The organism is Ferruginibacter sp. SUN002 (assembly GCF_050611725.1).
GTDB lineage: Bacteria > Bacteroidota > Bacteroidia > Chitinophagales > Chitinophagaceae > Ferruginibacter.
This window is the reverse complement of sequence record NZ_JBODJB010000001.1, coordinates 2,703,946-2,719,335: the sequence shown is the minus strand read 5'-3', so window position 1 is coordinate 2,719,335 and position 15,390 is coordinate 2,703,946. Positions and strand designations below refer to the sequence as shown.

At 35.8% G+C, this 15,390-nt stretch carries 16 protein-coding genes; 11 read left to right on the top strand and 5 right to left on the bottom strand.

Annotated features, from left to right (window positions below; genetic code table 11):
• The first annotated feature begins 40 nt into the window (after positions 1–40).
• Together ACQ33O_RS11780 and ACQ33O_RS11775 are read left to right on the top strand one after the other, a co-directional pair.
• Complete coding sequence (locus ACQ33O_RS11780) at positions 41–670, top strand: response regulator (protein WP_430995785.1); 630 nt, start codon at positions 41–43, stop codon at positions 668–670.
• 112 nt (positions 671–782) lie between these two features.
• The gene (locus ACQ33O_RS11775) at positions 783–1,502 is read left to right on the top strand and encodes a hypothetical protein (protein ID WP_430995784.1); all 720 of its coding nucleotides are present in this window, start codon (positions 783–785) and stop codon (positions 1,500–1,502) included.
• A gap of 61 nt (positions 1,503–1,563) precedes the next feature.
• On the opposite strand, the gene ACQ33O_RS11770 is transcribed toward ACQ33O_RS11775, so the two are convergent.
• The 5 genes from ACQ33O_RS11770 to ACQ33O_RS11750 all read right to left on the bottom strand — a co-directional run bounded on the left by ACQ33O_RS11770 (position 1,564) and on the right by ACQ33O_RS11750 (position 7,987).
• The gene (locus ACQ33O_RS11770; RefSeq protein WP_430995783.1) at positions 1,564–3,285 is read right to left on the bottom strand and encodes a tetratricopeptide repeat protein; all 1,722 of its coding nucleotides are present in this window, start codon (positions 3,283–3,285) and stop codon (positions 1,564–1,566) included.
• A gap of 138 nt (positions 3,286–3,423) precedes the next feature.
• Entirely contained in the window at positions 3,424–5,934 is a 2,511-nt protein-coding gene (locus tag ACQ33O_RS11765; RefSeq protein WP_430995782.1) for a TonB-dependent receptor, read from the bottom strand.
• A gap of 19 nt (positions 5,935–5,953) precedes the next feature.
• Positions 5,954–6,604, bottom strand: a complete 651-nt coding sequence (gene rpe, locus ACQ33O_RS11760) for a ribulose-phosphate 3-epimerase (protein WP_430995781.1) — start codon at positions 6,602–6,604, stop codon at positions 5,954–5,956.
• Positions 6,605–6,656: 52 nt separating this feature from the next.
• Complete coding sequence (locus ACQ33O_RS11755) at positions 6,657–7,460, bottom strand: tetratricopeptide repeat protein (protein ID WP_430995780.1); 804 nt, start codon at positions 7,458–7,460, stop codon at positions 6,657–6,659.
• 41 nt (positions 7,461–7,501) lie between these two features.
• A complete protein-coding gene (locus ACQ33O_RS11750) occupies positions 7,502–7,987 on the bottom strand; it encodes a metallophosphoesterase family protein (RefSeq protein WP_430995779.1) in 486 nt (161 codons plus the stop codon).
• Positions 7,988–8,107: 120 nt separating this feature from the next.
• Here ACQ33O_RS11750 and ACQ33O_RS11745 point away from each other — a divergent pair, with 120 nt between their 5' ends.
• From ACQ33O_RS11745 to rplQ, 9 genes are all read left to right on the top strand, one after another.
• Positions 8,108–10,504: a DUF5723 family protein gene (locus tag ACQ33O_RS11745; RefSeq protein ID WP_430995778.1), complete on the top strand. Its 2,397-nt coding sequence runs from the start codon at positions 8,108–8,110 to the stop codon at positions 10,502–10,504.
• A 120-nt stretch (positions 10,505–10,624) separates the two neighbouring features.
• Positions 10,625–11,029 (top strand): hypothetical protein, encoded by a 405-nt coding sequence (locus ACQ33O_RS11740; RefSeq protein WP_430995777.1) that lies wholly within the window; start codon positions 10,625–10,627, stop codon positions 11,027–11,029.
• Between the two features lie 181 nt (positions 11,030–11,210).
• Positions 11,211–11,429, top strand: a complete 219-nt coding sequence (gene infA / locus ACQ33O_RS11735) for a translation initiation factor IF-1 (RefSeq protein WP_229760653.1) — start codon at positions 11,211–11,213, stop codon at positions 11,427–11,429.
• Positions 11,430–11,440: 11 nt separating this feature from the next.
• The gene (gene rpmJ, locus ACQ33O_RS11730; protein WP_229760652.1) at positions 11,441–11,557 is read left to right on the top strand and encodes a 50S ribosomal protein L36; all 117 of its coding nucleotides are present in this window, start codon (positions 11,441–11,443) and stop codon (positions 11,555–11,557) included.
• Positions 11,558–11,660: 103 nt separating this feature from the next.
• Positions 11,661–12,041, top strand: coding sequence for a 30S ribosomal protein S13 (rpsM, locus tag ACQ33O_RS11725; protein WP_430995776.1), 381 nt, complete (start codon positions 11,661–11,663; stop codon positions 12,039–12,041).
• A gap of 186 nt (positions 12,042–12,227) precedes the next feature.
• Positions 12,228–12,629: a 30S ribosomal protein S11 gene (rpsK, locus tag ACQ33O_RS11720; protein ID WP_430995775.1), complete on the top strand. Its 402-nt coding sequence runs from the start codon at positions 12,228–12,230 to the stop codon at positions 12,627–12,629.
• A gap of 176 nt (positions 12,630–12,805) precedes the next feature.
• Complete coding sequence (rpsD, locus tag ACQ33O_RS11715; RefSeq protein ID WP_430995774.1) at positions 12,806–13,411, top strand: 30S ribosomal protein S4; 606 nt, start codon at positions 12,806–12,808, stop codon at positions 13,409–13,411.
• 65 nt (positions 13,412–13,476) lie between these two features.
• Positions 13,477–14,472 (top strand): DNA-directed RNA polymerase subunit alpha, encoded by a 996-nt coding sequence (locus ACQ33O_RS11710; RefSeq protein WP_430995773.1) that lies wholly within the window; start codon positions 13,477–13,479, stop codon positions 14,470–14,472.
• Positions 14,473–14,601: 129 nt separating this feature from the next.
• Entirely contained in the window at positions 14,602–15,138 is a 537-nt protein-coding gene (gene rplQ / locus ACQ33O_RS11705; RefSeq protein ID WP_430995772.1) for a 50S ribosomal protein L17, read from the top strand.
• Positions 15,139–15,390: the final 252 nt, after the last annotated feature.

Here is a 15,390-nt window from a genome sequence, read left to right as displayed (position 1 = left end):
TCACATCTGTTTTTCTGTAAAAATTATAGATATTCGTTCTATGGGGATCTGTTCATTGGCAATTATAGAGGATGATGATAAGATATGCAATTATCTTGCTGAACAGATCGGCTTGCATACCAATATTGCTGATGTATTTACTTTTTCCGATGGCGAATCAGCACTGACAAAGTTAACCAAGCAGCCGGTTGATATAGCTCTATTTGATGTTCAATTGCCGGGCATAAACGGAATTGAATGTGTTAGAAAATTAAAGATCATTCACCCACGTATGCAGATCATGATGCTTACGGTGTATGATGATACCGATACAATTTTTAGTGCTTTAAAAGCCGGTGCAAACAGTTATATTTTAAAAAGCACTCCTCCCGAAAAAATAATTGAAGCCATTGATGAGCTCCATTCAGGTGGTTCACCTATCAGTAGCCAAATTGCCAGGAAAGTAATTGAAGCGTTTACTGTAAAGGAAAAAACGAATGAATATTTTCAAGAGTTGAGTAGGCGTGAGCAGGAAATGCTTGAACAACTCAGTAAAGGGTTTCGTTATAAAGAAATTGCAGACAAGCTTTTTTTAAGTGTTGAAACTGTGCGTACACATATCCGTAATGTATATGAAAAATTACAAGTCAACAGTCGTATCGAAGCTCTGAAAAAAACAGGCTTACTGTAATTCCTCCTCTTTCTTAATTACTACTTTTTTCACATTGTACCCTCTACTATAAGCGGTTACTTTTACTTCAGCAGCGTTAATCAACTATTCATTTACATCTTAAATTTTTTTTATGAAAAAAATCACTTCATTTTTGTTGGCAGCCACTGTTGCCTTATCGTTCGGATCTTGCAAAAAATCGTCCGATGATACACCTTATACTTGTGCTACCTGTACTTCATCTCCTGAAGCACTTGTTGCTTATGATGCCAGTAGCAAGGGTATTTACAAAGGAGTTGTGATCGGCTCTTCGGGTACTATTAAATTTTCTGTATTGAACGATGGTACTACCATTGCTGCAGTAATGGTAATTGATGGCACTACTGTAAACTTAACTTCATCTATTACCTGGGTATCCGGGGTGCCATATGTAGCCGCTTTTACCGGCACATTGAATGGGTCGCCTGTTAGCATTACGTTCAGTGTAGATGCAAACGGAGGATCACCAACCGTAACGACGTCGTCAATACCGGGTCACCCAACTGCTGAATTTGATATAGTAAAAGAAACTTCTGCGGCTTTGATAGAAGCTTTTGAAGGCACTTATCATACAACTCTGCCTGAAGATGGGACATTCAATATTCTTTTATCTAGGCCATTAGCTAAATGGGGTGGAGTAGCTAGAGAAAATGGTGAAACTACCAATGACCATATTGATGGTACAATTAACGCAAGTGGCGGTTTAGTTCAAGATGGTATTACAGTTGCAACATTATCCGGAGATAATTTATCAGGTTCATTTGTAGACGGTAATAATAAAACTGTAACAGTTACGGGTAAACGTACATTATAAACATCTTACCACTAGTGAAATATACAAGCGGGTTATCTCCTTTGGGATGACCTGTTTTGTTTTATAAAATTATGCTGTAAGCAAAACGGCTCCCTTTGTTTTCCGACGATTCAAATTCTAAGTTGCCATTTACTTCATGTATCCTGTGCTGAATATTTTTCATTCCATTGCCTGCGTAGGCGATAGATGTATCGAAGCCGATTCCGTCATCTTTTATAATGAATTGAAGTTTGTTGTTGGTCAATGTAGCATCAATTGAGATTTGCTTTGCCTTGCTATATTTTACTGCGTTGTTTGTGATTTCTTTTGATATCAATAGTAAGGTCCTTCTTTGTTCATTCGTAAGTATAATATCGGGAGCTACCTCAGGGAAATTGATCGTAAAATCAATGCCGGAATATTCAAGCAATTTATTTAATTGCTCACGCAGATAAGAAAATAAAAGATCCAATGTTTTGTTTTCCGGATTCAGACTCCAGACAATTTCACTCATGTTGCTGATCAAATTACGGCTTGTAATAGCAATTTCTGTAAACTCCTTTTTATGTTCCGGATAATTGTTTTGTGCATACTCACTCATTAATGTGATCTGCGTAAGCCCTGACCCAATATCGTCGTGCATTTCCCTGCTGATGCGTTTTCGATCTCTGTACTCAGCATCCAGCAATGCTTTTGCATACATTTGTTTTTGGCGTAAACGTTGTCTGTTGTACAATAAGAACACAACAATACCTATAAATGATCCGGTAATAATAAACCCAATGAACTGATATTTTCTTTTTTGCAGCAATAGGTCCGATATTTTCTGTTGTTGCTTTAATTGTAATATTTCTTTTTCTTTCTTGGTTGTTTGATATTTGCTTTCCAATTCAGCAACTTGTTTTGCATTTTCGGTATTGAATAGGGTATCACTATAAGCTGAGAATTTTTTATGCCATTCATAGGCATTCTTATAATCCTTCATACCGGCATAGTCATCTGCAATACTTGAAGCGGCTTCCGCTACAACATTCATTGCATTTATCTTCATGGCAATATCCAGCCCTTTACTGTTGTAATCAATAGCTTTTTTGTAATCTTTTAACATCGCATATACATTGCCGATATTGGTCATATTAGCGGCTATCATAAACTGATCTTTATTATTTTCTGCTATATGCAAGGAGCTTTTATAATACTCAATTGCCTTTGTGTAGTTGCCGATGTGTTTATAGACTATGCCAATATTATTATATGACATAGCCATTCTACGTTGATCGTTTAGCTTGGTATAGATAGATAATGCTAAATTGTATTCTTTTAATGCTTCCGGATATTTTTGAAGATACTGTTCGTATACCACACCTTTATTGTTCGCACAATCTGCGATCAATGAGGAATCTTTAAGCGCTATAGCAATGTCTTCAGCACTGCTGTATTTGGCTAGGGCTTTTTTATAGTCTTTTTGTTCTTCTGCCAATGCACCTGTATTCAACATGGCACGAGCCTGTGTTTTTTTATCGCCGGTTTCTTCTGCTAATGTTTCAAGTAGTTGATATTGCTGCACAGATGCTTCAGGATTTCCTGTTTGTGAATAGATATGCCCCAGATAGTTATAAATAACCATCATGTTTTTTTTATTGTTCGATTGTTTGGCAGTTATTAAACAATCATTAAAAATGTTTAGGGAACTGTCGTATTCACTTTTGTTATATAAGGCAACGCCTTTATTTAACAATACGCTATCCTGTGCAACTGAGTGCCCGGAATAACAAATCAATAAAATGGTCAGGAACTTTGGCATACGGAAAAAAGGTTGTTTCCAAATATAACCAATGCAGATAGAAGAAACTATTGTGTTATATGCTTCAAATAAGCTATAGTAGCTGTTTTGAAAAAACTTCAATGTGTTTTAAGTTCAGGAAAGTCGTTCCTGATCAACTCAAAATCTTCCCACAATTTTAAAATTGAGTAACCTTGGCGTAAGCCTGTTAGGGATGCTGTAAACAGCATTTGAAAAATCTTTTATCAATTGATAAGAGATGGTATTGCGCCGGTCGATCAGATTAAATACTTCAAAGCTTGCCCAAATATTATCAAATCCACCGAAGGGATTATGACTGCGGCGTTTACTTTTTTCATCCAGCAATAAAGCGCTGAAGCCAATATCAACCCTAATGTATGGTTCAATGACAAGTGCATTTCTATACCTGACACTGTTCGGAATATTATACGACATATTGCTGCCATATAGCATACTCAAATGCACTTTTAAGTTTTTATTGGTTGACAGGTAGTCCTGCAAAAATAATCCCATGGTGATTAAGCGATCGGTAGGGCGACGGAGCCAACCAACTTCATTTTTTATACTATCAACCGGAGTCTGATCTTTTGTTCTTGAATTAATGATCTCACCTGCTGCATTTTTGTATTGATAATAATGATCGTCATCAATATTCTCTCTAGTACGCATGATACCCAAGCTGAACCAGCTTTCGGCATCTTTTACCAATTCTCCATATAATCTCGTTTCTATACCATATGCATAAGCTTTAGCATTATTGTTGCCGAAATAACGAACCCTTACATTGTCAATATCATAAGGGATAATATCTTTCATACTTTTATAATAAGCTTCTGTAGTAAGTCTGAATGGACGTTTGCTCGAAATAAAATTATAATCAAACCCACCAACGATCTGGTAACTTTTTTGTGATTTAACATCGGTATTCAGTGTTCCGTCAAATTTTCTCAGCTCTCTATAAAAGGGAGGTTGATTATAAATGCCTGCAGCTAATTTGAATACAATATCATTTTTCTTCCAGTTGTTAGGTTTGTAACTAAATTGAACTCTAGGGCTGATCAAGAACTCCTTGTTCAATGAGTTGTAGTTGTAGCGAACACCGGCTTGCAGTGTAATAACTCTTTTGTCGTTGATGGATTTTATTTGGTCTTGTATATAGCCACTATATTTTTGAATAGAAAGATCTGAGGTAGTATTAAGGAAATTGTACAACTTGCCGGTGGTGGTATTGATGGGCAAACTGTATCCTGCACTGTCCTGATATTCCCATTCATACAACTTGTCTTTAATATTCGTTTGTTCTATACTGTTACCAAACTGAATAAAATGTCTTCCTGAATCGACATTGATGCTGCCTTTTAACGAAGCATTCCATACTTCAATATTCAATTCATTTCTAGCGTAGTTCTGATAGTAGCCTGCTCCCAACGGATTTACGATCTGACCAAAAGAAGCACTACTATTATCAAAATCTCTTTCACCAAATAGATAAGCTCCGGCAATATCAAAATTTTCTTTTTCTTTATTCTGAAAACGGCTTAACATCCATTTCAGTTTTGTTCTTTTGTTGGGTTGATTGATAGCACTTAAACCAATTAGGCTTGTATTGTATCCGTCTTTTTCTTTTCCTTCAAAATATATATCTAAACCGATATTGGCACTAAAAAGAGGAGAGAAGACAGACGATGTTTTTTCAGCAGACTCAGGAAGCAACGTAAATTTTGTTGCAGAAAAATTTGTCAACAATTCTAATTGCCACTTTTCATTTAATTTGTAAGTAACATAGCCTTGTATGTCGTTTGAAGTTGGTGTGTATGATCCTTGTGTTTCCTGACTACTCAAGAGATTCCTATTGCTTTTGTTTCTAACCCCAAGCAAATAGGTTACTTTTTGTTTTTTTGCAGAACCTTCAAGATGAAAGCCTTGTTCTAATAAACTCATATAAACAGAGCCGCCGAAATATTTTGGTTTTTTGTATTGAATATCGAGTACACTACTCATTTTATCTCCGTACTTTGTCTGGAATCCACCATTATAAAAATCTACTTTACTGGCCATTTCAGGATTAATATTACTCAATCCTTCTTGTTGACCGCTGCGTACCAAATACGGACGAAAAATTTCAAAGTCGTTGATGTAAATAAGATTCTCGTCGTAATTACCTCCTCTAACGGTATATTGAGAGGAAAGCTCATTTCGATCGCCTACAAGAACTTTTATCAATGCTTCAATTCCACCCGAGGCGCTTGGAAGTGGGATACTATTCTTTGGATTTATTCTAATAAGACTTGCTTCTGTTCTTTCTTTATTATCGCTTACTACAACCGTTTCAAGTGTTCCTCCTCTTTCTAATTTGATGGTAACTTTTTCTTCTTCGTCAACGCTTAAGTAAAAATTCTTTTTGAACTCATTGTAGCCGCTGTAAGTAAATACTAATTGAATGGCTTTGTTTGCAGCTACTTTTATTCTAAAATAGCCGCTATCGTTAGTAGATATACCTCCTTGATTTCCTAAAATAACAACTGAGACCCTTGAAAGCGGATCTTCATTTTCGCCAATTACTTTGCCGCTGATAAACGCAAACTTTTTTTGTTGTGCACTTACAGATATGCAAAGAATTGATAAAAGAAGGGTTGCGATCAGTCTCATGCTATAAATATAAATTACTTTACACAATTTGTTTTAATTGTGCAATAACATCTGTTGGGTTGGTTGTGTTGAATACAGTGCTGCCTGCTACGAGTACATCTGCTCCTGCATCTACAATAGATTTTGCATTGGAAAGTGTAACGCCGCCGTCGATCTCTATTTTTACATCGAGCGATTGTTCATCTATCATTTCTCTCAGTCTTTTTATTTTGTAAATGGTGTGCGGAATGAACGTTTGTCCGCCAAAGCCAGGATTGACGCTCATCAAACAAACAAGATCAATATCAGCTAGAATGTCTTTTAATGCTTCTACAGGTGTATGAGGGTTAACTGCCACTCCGGCTTTCATACCCAGACTTTTTATTTGTTGAATATTTCTGTGCAAATGTTTGCATGCTTCAAAATGCACGGTTAAAATGTCGGCGCCGGCTTTTTTAAAAGCTTCAGTATATTTTTCCGGTTCTTCAATCATTAAATGCACATCGCAAACTTTGGTAGTGCTTTTTCTGAAAAATTCTACCAGCATTGGTCCGAAACTGATATTGGGAACAAAACGTCCATCCATTACATCCAAATGGAACCAATCTGCTTTGCTTTTATTCAGCATATCACAGTCGGCTTGCAGGTTTAAAAAGTTTGCAGAAAGCAGCGAGGGGGCAATAATGGGCATATATCAGTTTTGATCTTTAAAATTACGATTTTTATCCGGGACAGCATTATAACTATTTAACACCAAGTTTACCTAAAGCATCTCTGGCTAAGATATAATCATCGTTAACTTGAGCAGCCAGTTCAATTGCGGCTTGATAGTTTCTTATGGCCTCGTTTTTATCGTTCAATTTTTCGTAACAACGCCCCATCCAATAATAGCCATCAGGATATGTATTTGATATTGTTACTGTTTTTTTTGCAACCCCTAGGGCATCATTATATTTACCCATTCCTAGCAATGCAATTACTTTTTCGGTATATGCATCCATGAAAATATAATTACTGCGAATGCATTCATCAAAATATGGGATAGCTTTTGCATAATCACTAACACTGTTGTAATATAAACCTTTAATGAAAATGGCATAGGTTTGGGCTCTTGCGGTTGGTGTTAACAACAACGCATCAGACATTGTAAGCGCCTTCGGGTCTCTCGCCTGTGCATATGCTGCACCTAAAGAAATAATGTACTCAGGATCGGCATTGATCTCTACCGCTTTTTCCAATGCTTTAATGCTGTTGATCGTGTCATTATTTTGAAAATATAATTGAGCTTTAGTATCCCACCAAACGGCATTGGCTGTATCTTTTTTTATAAACTTATCTATTTCGGCGATTGCCTGAGAGTAATTTCCGTTGATTGTATAGTAATTGATCAGGCTGTCTTTTAGTTTGGCCGAATCCGGATATTTTTCGATGTCAGCTTTCAAATTCTTTTCTACCTCCGGTAATGCAACTGCTGCAGAATTGCTGTTTGAATTGTTGCAAGCCATTATCAGCAGACCTAAAAATAAAATATTGACGATTTTTTTCATGCTGCAAAAATACGTTGTAGAATGTTTAGTATTTGCAAAATTTACAATTCTATTACCTCACAATCTTTAATGTCTTTTCCGTCGATAGTAAATCGAATGATAGTTCTTACTTTATGCCAACCTTGTTTGCCGGCGGCTCCAGGGTTCATGTGCAGGCATTGCAATTTTTCATCATACATGATCTTTAAAATATGGCTATGCCCAGAAATGAATAGTTGCGGTTTGTGCGTTAGTATTTCTTTTTTTGTTTCGGGATTATATTTAGGCGGATATCCTCCAATATGTCGCAGCATTACTTTCACTTCCTCACACATAAAAACTAACTGTTCCGGGTATATGCTTCTGATGTCATTGCCGTCAATATTACCATAAACACCTTTCAATGGTTTAACAGCAATAATTTTATCGGCAATATCAATCGTTCCAAAATCACCAATATGCCATATCTCATCACAATCTTTAAAATGATCCAATATTATTTCATCAATGTAATGATGGGTGTCGGAGAGTAATCCTATTCTTTTCAAACCAAAATCGATTAGTAGGTTATTAGTAGTATTTCTATTATAAAGTTATAGCAATATGCAACTATTTATTAAATTGTATTGTCTATCGCAGAACCAGATGTAAACTTAAAATGAACTATTATGAAAAAGAGTCTTCTTTTTATGATGCTGATTGCTGTTACTGCAATTGGTTTCTCACAATCCTTCCCGGGCTACAGTTCGGGAAATTATACAGGCGTCAACGGTGTATTTTTTAATCCGGCAAATATTGCAGATAGCCGTTATCGCTGGGATTTCAATCTGATAGGCATTCATGCGGGAGTGGGTAATAACAACGCATCGTTCAGTATTAAAAATATCGGAGATGCTTTTGGTAAAGATCTCGACAGTGTTTTATTTGGCAGCAGTGCAAAAAATACCAGTGCCTTGGCTAATATAGATGTATTCGGCCCTTCAGTACTATTTAATATCAACTCCAAGACCTCTTTGGCACTTACTACCCGTGTAAGAACACTGGCAAACATTAAAGATCTTGATGGAAAATTGATTCAAAGTATTGATAACAATCTTAGTGGATCTTTACCCCTTACTTTAAGCAGCGACGCTAATCAAAAAATTGTGGTGAATGGCTGGGCCGATTTTGGTGTTTCATTAGGACAGGTATTGTATAACGAAAACAAACATTTCCTAAAAGGAGGTGTTACATTAAAATATTTGGCAGGTGTTGCCAATACGCATGCTAATATTTCAAATTTTACAGGCACTGCCGATGAAGATGTTTTTGGTGATACATATATTACCAATGCATCGGGTGCAGTATCTGTTGGCATAAGTGGAGTGAATATCAGTGATGACTTTGAAGCTTCTGATCTGACTAAATTTAAAAGCAGTGGTTTTGGCGCTGACATTGGGTTTGCTTATGAATACCGTCCGTATGGTGACGTGATCACAGAAAAATATCCAAATAAGTATAAATACAAAATTGCTTTATCATTGATGGATATGGGAACGATCAAATATACTCCCGATGCAAACAGGACAGGTTCTTACAGCGTTAACATCAGCAATGTTCAAAAATGGTATCCGCAGGATCTTGAAGGAAAATCTATCGAAGAAATAAAAACTTATTTAGATGGTAGTCCTTACTTTACAAATCTTGCTGCTGTTGCGGCAAGTTATAAAGCATCGCTTCCAACCAATATTCAATTCGGTATTGATTATAATGTACATAAAGGATTATATGTGGCACTGAATGGTCAGTTAAATGCTGCTAAGAAAGAAGATAAATACTCAGCTTATTATAACAATAATATTTCTCTCATTCCAAGATATGAGGGAAGAGGATTCGGTGTAAGCGTACCTTTAACGTATAATGAATTATCAAGTTTTACTGCTGGTGTTTCATTAAGAGTTGGTCCGGTGTTCATTGGTTCAGGAAGTATTTTAAGTGCATTAACCAGTAAGTCAAAACAAGCAGACCTACATTTTGGTTTACGTTTTGGCGGGTTGAAAAAGAAAGATAAAGTGCCGGTTAAAACCACCACAGTTGTTGAAGAAACTGTTTACAAGAAAAAAGTAGTAAAACGTAAAGCAAGTAAAAAAGAAGATGAAAAAGAAACTCCAAAAGCTGCTGACGTAAAACAAGTAACAGAGACAAAGGTTGAAATAATCAAAGTAATGGATACTGTAAAAGTAGCTGCAGCGGATACAGATGGTGATGGCATTTTAGATATCAACGACAAATGCCCGGGTGTAGCAGGATTATTTGTACACAATGGCTGCCCTGTACCTGATACGGATGGCGATGGTGTGAATGATGAAATGGATAGTTGTAAAACCATTCCGGGATCAATAAAGTATCATGGATGTGCTATTCCCGATACAGATGGGGATGGTGTAAATGATGAATTGGATAAATGTGTTACAACAGCAGGATTGATGAAGTATAGCGGTTGCCCGATACCTGATACAGACGGCGATGGTGTAAACGATGAACTTGATGAATGTTTGACTGTAGCCGGTTCTGCAAAATACAAAGGTTGCCCTGTACCGGATACGGATAATGATGGTGTAAATGATGATGAAGATAAATGTCCGGGCTTAGCCGGAGATAAAGCTAATTTCGGCTGTCCGCAGATCAAAAAAGAAACGATCAAAAAAGAAGAGCCTGCTAACATTAAAAAAGATGTGCTTAAAAAAATAAGTACTGCTGCTAAAGGGCTTCAGTTTGCAACGGGCAAATCTGTTATTCTTAAAAAATCATTTGTTCAATTAGACAATGTAGTTAAAGTTTTAAAAGCCGATCCTGAATTGACTCTTGAGATCAACGGCTATACTGATAATGTTGGAAGTGCCGATAAGAATTTACAATTATCTAAAGACAGAGCCAATGCAGCCAAAGCTTATCTGGTTAAAAAAGGAATTGACGAAAGCCGCATAACTGCAGATGGTTTTGGAGCAGAGAATCCGGTTGCACCCAATAAAACAGCAGCAGGAAGGTTGAAAAACCGTAGGGTAGAATTTATATTGAATAAATAATTTGTAGACGATAATAAAAAATTGAAAGGCCGCAGTGATGCGGCTTTTTTTATTTACAAAAACAATTTTTTAATTGTTCTGAAAAAATATTAAATTGGAGTACCATAAAAACGATTAGCCATGATAAAATTTCAAGAAATTAGAGTAGGCGACTATTTGATCGCTGATAATGACGGAGACAAAATTCGGGGAGAAGTAACAGACCTTAACAACAACGAAAAGCAAGTGTGTGTGGATAATGGTACGCAGGAGTTTTGGTTTGAAACGGAGCAACTGAGCCCGATTGCATTAGACGAAGATCAGCTGACAAATTTAAAGTTTAGCAAACAGGAAAACGAAGATGGATCGGTTAAGTATATGAAAGGTGCTTTTAGGATGCTTTTGCCTGTAAAAGGAGATTTTTCAAAAATGGAGATATGGTACAGAGATGAACGGAGGATAGTAAATAACCCTATAAGTGTACACCAATTACAGAATCATTTTTACGAAATGACCAAAGTGCACTTAAATGAAGAAGCCTATTGATCTTTATTGAGCAAATTTTTGCCTATTTTTCAACAATAACCGGGTAATTTTTGCCCGGTTATCCCCATTTTTTAACCCAATGTGGGTCTTTTTACTGAAAAAATGCCAATTTTAGCGCATTTATCCTCATCTTTTTTGTGATAATCAAATTATTCTTTGTATCTTTGCAGCCCAAAATTATATGGCTAAGCAGGCACTCATTAAACAAGACGGTACAATTTTAGAAGCATTAAGCAATGCTATGTTTAAAGTTAAGCTTGAAAACGGCCACGAAATATTGGCAACTATCTCCGGTAAAATGCGTATGCATTATATCAGAATTTTACCTGGAGATAAAGTAGGGGTTGAAATGAGTCCTTACGATTTAACCAGAGGCAGAATTATTTTTAGATATAAATAAAAAACAAAACAATGAAAGTTAGAGCTTCCATTAAAAAAAGAAGTGTTGATTGTAAGATCGTTCGCAGAAAAGGTGTGTTGTTCGTAATCAACAAAAAGAATCCTCGTTTTAAACAAAGACAAGGGTAATTAGTTAATAGTTAATAGTTAATAGTTGAAAACACCATTACCTAGTAACATTTTAATTAAACGAATACACTAAGTACAAATAACAAATAACAAATAACAAATTATGGCTCGTATTGCCGGTATAGATTTACCAAAACAAAAAAGAGGCGAAATAGGACTTACCTATATATATGGTATTGGTCGTAGTACAGCTCAATACATTTTAAACAAAGCTAATATTAGCCTTGATAAAAAAGTAAATGAGTGGAATGATGATGAACAAACGGCTATCCGTAATATCATCAACAGCGAATTTAAAACTGAAGGTGCTTTACGTAGTGAAGTACAAATGAGTATTAAACGTTTGTTGGATATCGCTTGTTACCGTGGTTTGCGTCACCGTAAAGGTTTGCCACTTCGTGGTCAGCGTACTCGTACCAACAGTCGTACTCGTAAAGGTAAACGTAAGACAGTTGCAGGTAAAAAGAAAGTAGCTAAGAAATAATTAGTGAAAAGTGAAAAACTAACAATGAAAAATATACTTCATTTTTAATTTTTCACTTTTCGTTTTTCATTAATAAGGCTTGTATTTTTTGAACAAACGCCAGATCGCTTAAGCCGGCAGGAGGGTTGGTTCAGCTCTGATGAAGATCAGGGAATATTTTTAAAGATTACCTAAGAATTAAATTTTATGGCGAAAGCACAAAACAGCGCAAAAGCAGCTGCAAAAAAAAGAGTAGTTAAAGTAGATAGCTACGGAGATGCACACATCGTTGCTAGTTTCAACAACATCATTATCAGTCTTACCAACAAACAAGGTCAAGTAATTTCTTGGTCTAGTGCAGGTAAAATGGGCTTTAAAGGTAGTAAGAAAAATACACCTTATGCTGCTCAAATGGCTGCTGCTGATGCTGCAAAAGTTGCATCAGATGCAGGTTTGAAAAGAGTAGATGTATTTGTAAAAGGTCCTGGTAGCGGCCGTGAAGGCGCTATCCGTTCTTTATCACAAAACGGTATAGAGATCAATATGATCAAAGACGTTACTCCATTACCACATAATGGTTGTCGTCCTCCAAAGAAAAGAAGAGTATAATATCTAATATTTTAGATTTAATATTTAATATTTTTTTGCGATTGTAAAGTCCGACAGAAATTGAAAGAAATATTAAACCTGCAATATTCAATATAAAATAATTATTAACAAGGGTGTATCATTAAATTTTAGATTTTTACGATGATGCACTGTAACTAAAAAATCAATTAACAATTATGGCACGTTACACAGGCCCCAAAACAAAGATCTCCAGAATTTTCGGAGAACCTATTACCGGTAATGGTAAATGGTTGACTAAAAACAGCAACCCTCCGGGAATGCACGGTGCAAACCGTAAACGTAAAACTTTAGGCGAGTACGCTTTACAGTTACGTGAAAAACAAAAAGCTAAATACACATACGGTTTGTTAGAAAAACAATTCCGTAAAACTTTTGATGAGGCTGCTCGTCGTAAAGGTGTAACCGGCGAAAACTTAATTAAATTATTAGAAGCTCGTTTAGATAATACAGTATTCCGTTTAGGAATTGCTCCAAGCCGTCAAGCTGCTCGTCAGTTGGTAAGTCATAAGCACATTACTGTAAACGGTGAAGTTGTAAACGTTCCTTCTTTTTCTTTGAAACCGGGAGATGTTATCGGGTTGAAAAACAAAAGTGCGGTGAATAACTCTATTACAGGAGCTGTTCGTCCTAAAAATGTAAAATTCAACTGGATCGATTTTAACGAAACTGAAGTAAAAGGTACTTTTATTGCTTATCCAGAAAGAGAAAGCGTTCCTGAAAATATTAAGGAACAATTGATCGTGGAATTGTACAGCAAGTAATATTCAATAGACCATTGACCATGGTCCTATGGTCAGAAATTTTAAAACAAATAACACACACTCATATGGGTATTTTAAATTTTGTTAAACCCGATAAAATTGTTCTTCAGAAAGCGAATGATTTTGAAGCTCAATTCGAATTTCGTCCGTTAGAACCCGGATACGGTGTAACCATTGGTAATGCATTACGTAGAGTATTATTAAACTCTTTGGAAGGGCATGCCATTATCGGTATCAATATTGTTGGAGCAGATCACGAATTTGCTACCATCAAAGGAATTACTGAAGATGTTACTGAAATCATCCTTAACCTTAAACAAGTTCGTTTTAAGAAAAAAGTTGAAGGTGATATCGGAACAGAAAAAGTTACTTTGTCTATCAAAAATAAAACTGAATTCACTGCCGGTATGATCGGTGAGGCTTCACCTTCTTTTGAAGTAATGAATCCTGAACTGGTGATCTGTGTAATGGATAACAGTGCTAAATTAGATATCGAGATCACTATCGGAAGAGGCCGTGGTTATGTACCTGCTGAAGAACATAAAGAAAAAAGTTCTCACTTTGGTTACATCGCTGTAGATGCGATCTATACTCCGATCAAAAACGTTAAATACAACATTGAAAACACTCGTGTTGAACAACGTACGGATTTCGAAAAATTGATCATGGAAGTTGTTACTGATGGTACTATCCATCCGGAAGAAGCGGTTAAACAAGCTAGCCGTATCTTAATTCAGCATTTGATGATCATCACTGATGAAAATATCACTTTCGATACTAAAGAAGATAAGAAAGAAGATTTAGTAGATGAACAAACTTTACAATTACGTAAAGTATTGAAAACACCACTTGAAGATCTTGATCTTTCTGTACGTGCATTCAACTGTTTGAAAGCAGCTAAGATCAATTCTTTAAGCGAATTGGTTCAATACGAACAAGAAGACTTAATGAAATTCAGAAACTTCGGTCAAAAATCTTTGAGCGAAATCGAACAAGTACTAAACGAAAGAGGTTTAGGATTTGGAATGGATTTGAGCAAATTGAAAATAGACGACGAATAATTAGTTGATATGCTGATGTGCTGAAGTGCTGATTAATTAGCACATTAGCACATTAGCACATTAGCACATTTCAATAATCAGTAGGTTGTAAATCCTGACACGGTACAACCGAATTAAAACAACAAAGTCATGCGTCACGGAAACAAAAACAACAATTTAAGCAGAACGGCTTCTCACAGAAAAGCGTTGCTTATGAATTTAGGTTGTCAATTAATTGCTCATAAGAGAATTACTACAACATTGGCTAAAGCTAAAGCTTTACGTACTTACATCGAGCCAATCATTACTAAAACAAAAGCTACAGAAAGCAAAGAAGCGATCATGCACAATCACCGTATTGTGTTCAGCTATTTGAATGATAAAGTTGCAGTAAAAGAATTGTTTACTGTAATTGCTCCAAAAGTAGCAAGTCGTCCGGGTGGTTATACTCGTATCATTAAATTGGGTAAAAGAATTGGTGATAATGCTGAAGTAGCATTGATCGAATTAGTTGACTTCAATGAAATTTACGGTAAAACTGTTGTAGCTGCTGCAGAGCCTGCTAAGAAAACAAGACGTAGCGGTGGTGCTAAAAAGAAAGCCGATACATCTGCTGTTGAAGAAGCGGTAGAGGTAAAAGCGGAAGAAGCAAGCGCAACTGATGCTGAAGAGAAAACAGAAGCATAATTTGAAAAAATTATAAAATATAAAAACTCCGATATTCGTATCGGAGTTTTTTTTATGCATTTATCAGAATTTTCAGAATTATAGAATTTTTTGAATTGCAACTTTTATGAATAAAATGTATTTATTGAGCATTTGTTATTTTGTAATTGCCTTAATTCTGCAAATTTTTTAATTCTGTAAGTTTTGATCTAGATGTGAAAAATTTATTCATCCATTTTGAAATTGAATACGTTTCTTTGCATAATCTTTTAA

Excerpts from the sequence above, each read along its gene's own strand:
- ACQ33O_RS11780 (WP_430995785.1), top strand. The coding sequence starts at position 41 with ATGGGGATCTGTTCATTGGCAATTATAGAGGATGATGATAAGATATGC.
- ACQ33O_RS11775 (WP_430995784.1), top strand. The coding sequence starts at position 783 with ATGAAAAAAATCACTTCATTTTTGTTGGCAGCCACTGTTGCCTTATCG.
- ACQ33O_RS11770 (WP_430995783.1), bottom strand. The coding sequence starts at position 3,285 with ATGCCAAAGTTCCTGACCATTTTATTGATTTGTTATTCCGGGCACTCA.
- ACQ33O_RS11765 (WP_430995782.1), bottom strand. The coding sequence starts at position 5,934 with ATGAGACTGATCGCAACCCTTCTTTTATCAATTCTTTGCATATCTGTA.
- rpe (WP_430995781.1), bottom strand. The coding sequence starts at position 6,604 with ATGCCCATTATTGCCCCCTCGCTGCTTTCTGCAAACTTTTTAAACCTG.
- ACQ33O_RS11755 (WP_430995780.1), bottom strand. The coding sequence starts at position 7,460 with ATGAAAAAAATCGTCAATATTTTATTTTTAGGTCTGCTGATAATGGCT.
- ACQ33O_RS11745 (WP_430995778.1), top strand. The coding sequence starts at position 8,108 with ATGAAAAAGAGTCTTCTTTTTATGATGCTGATTGCTGTTACTGCAATT.
- ACQ33O_RS11740 (WP_430995777.1), top strand. The coding sequence starts at position 10,625 with ATGATAAAATTTCAAGAAATTAGAGTAGGCGACTATTTGATCGCTGAT.
- infA (WP_229760653.1), top strand. The coding sequence starts at position 11,211 with ATGGCTAAGCAGGCACTCATTAAACAAGACGGTACAATTTTAGAAGCA.
- rpmJ (WP_229760652.1), top strand. The coding sequence starts at position 11,441 with ATGAAAGTTAGAGCTTCCATTAAAAAAAGAAGTGTTGATTGTAAGATC.
- rpsM (WP_430995776.1), top strand. The coding sequence starts at position 11,661 with ATGGCTCGTATTGCCGGTATAGATTTACCAAAACAAAAAAGAGGCGAA.
- rpsK (WP_430995775.1), top strand. The coding sequence starts at position 12,228 with ATGGCGAAAGCACAAAACAGCGCAAAAGCAGCTGCAAAAAAAAGAGTA.
- rpsD (WP_430995774.1), top strand. The coding sequence starts at position 12,806 with ATGGCACGTTACACAGGCCCCAAAACAAAGATCTCCAGAATTTTCGGA.
- ACQ33O_RS11710 (WP_430995773.1), top strand. The coding sequence starts at position 13,477 with ATGGGTATTTTAAATTTTGTTAAACCCGATAAAATTGTTCTTCAGAAA.
- rplQ (WP_430995772.1), top strand. The coding sequence starts at position 14,602 with ATGCGTCACGGAAACAAAAACAACAATTTAAGCAGAACGGCTTCTCAC.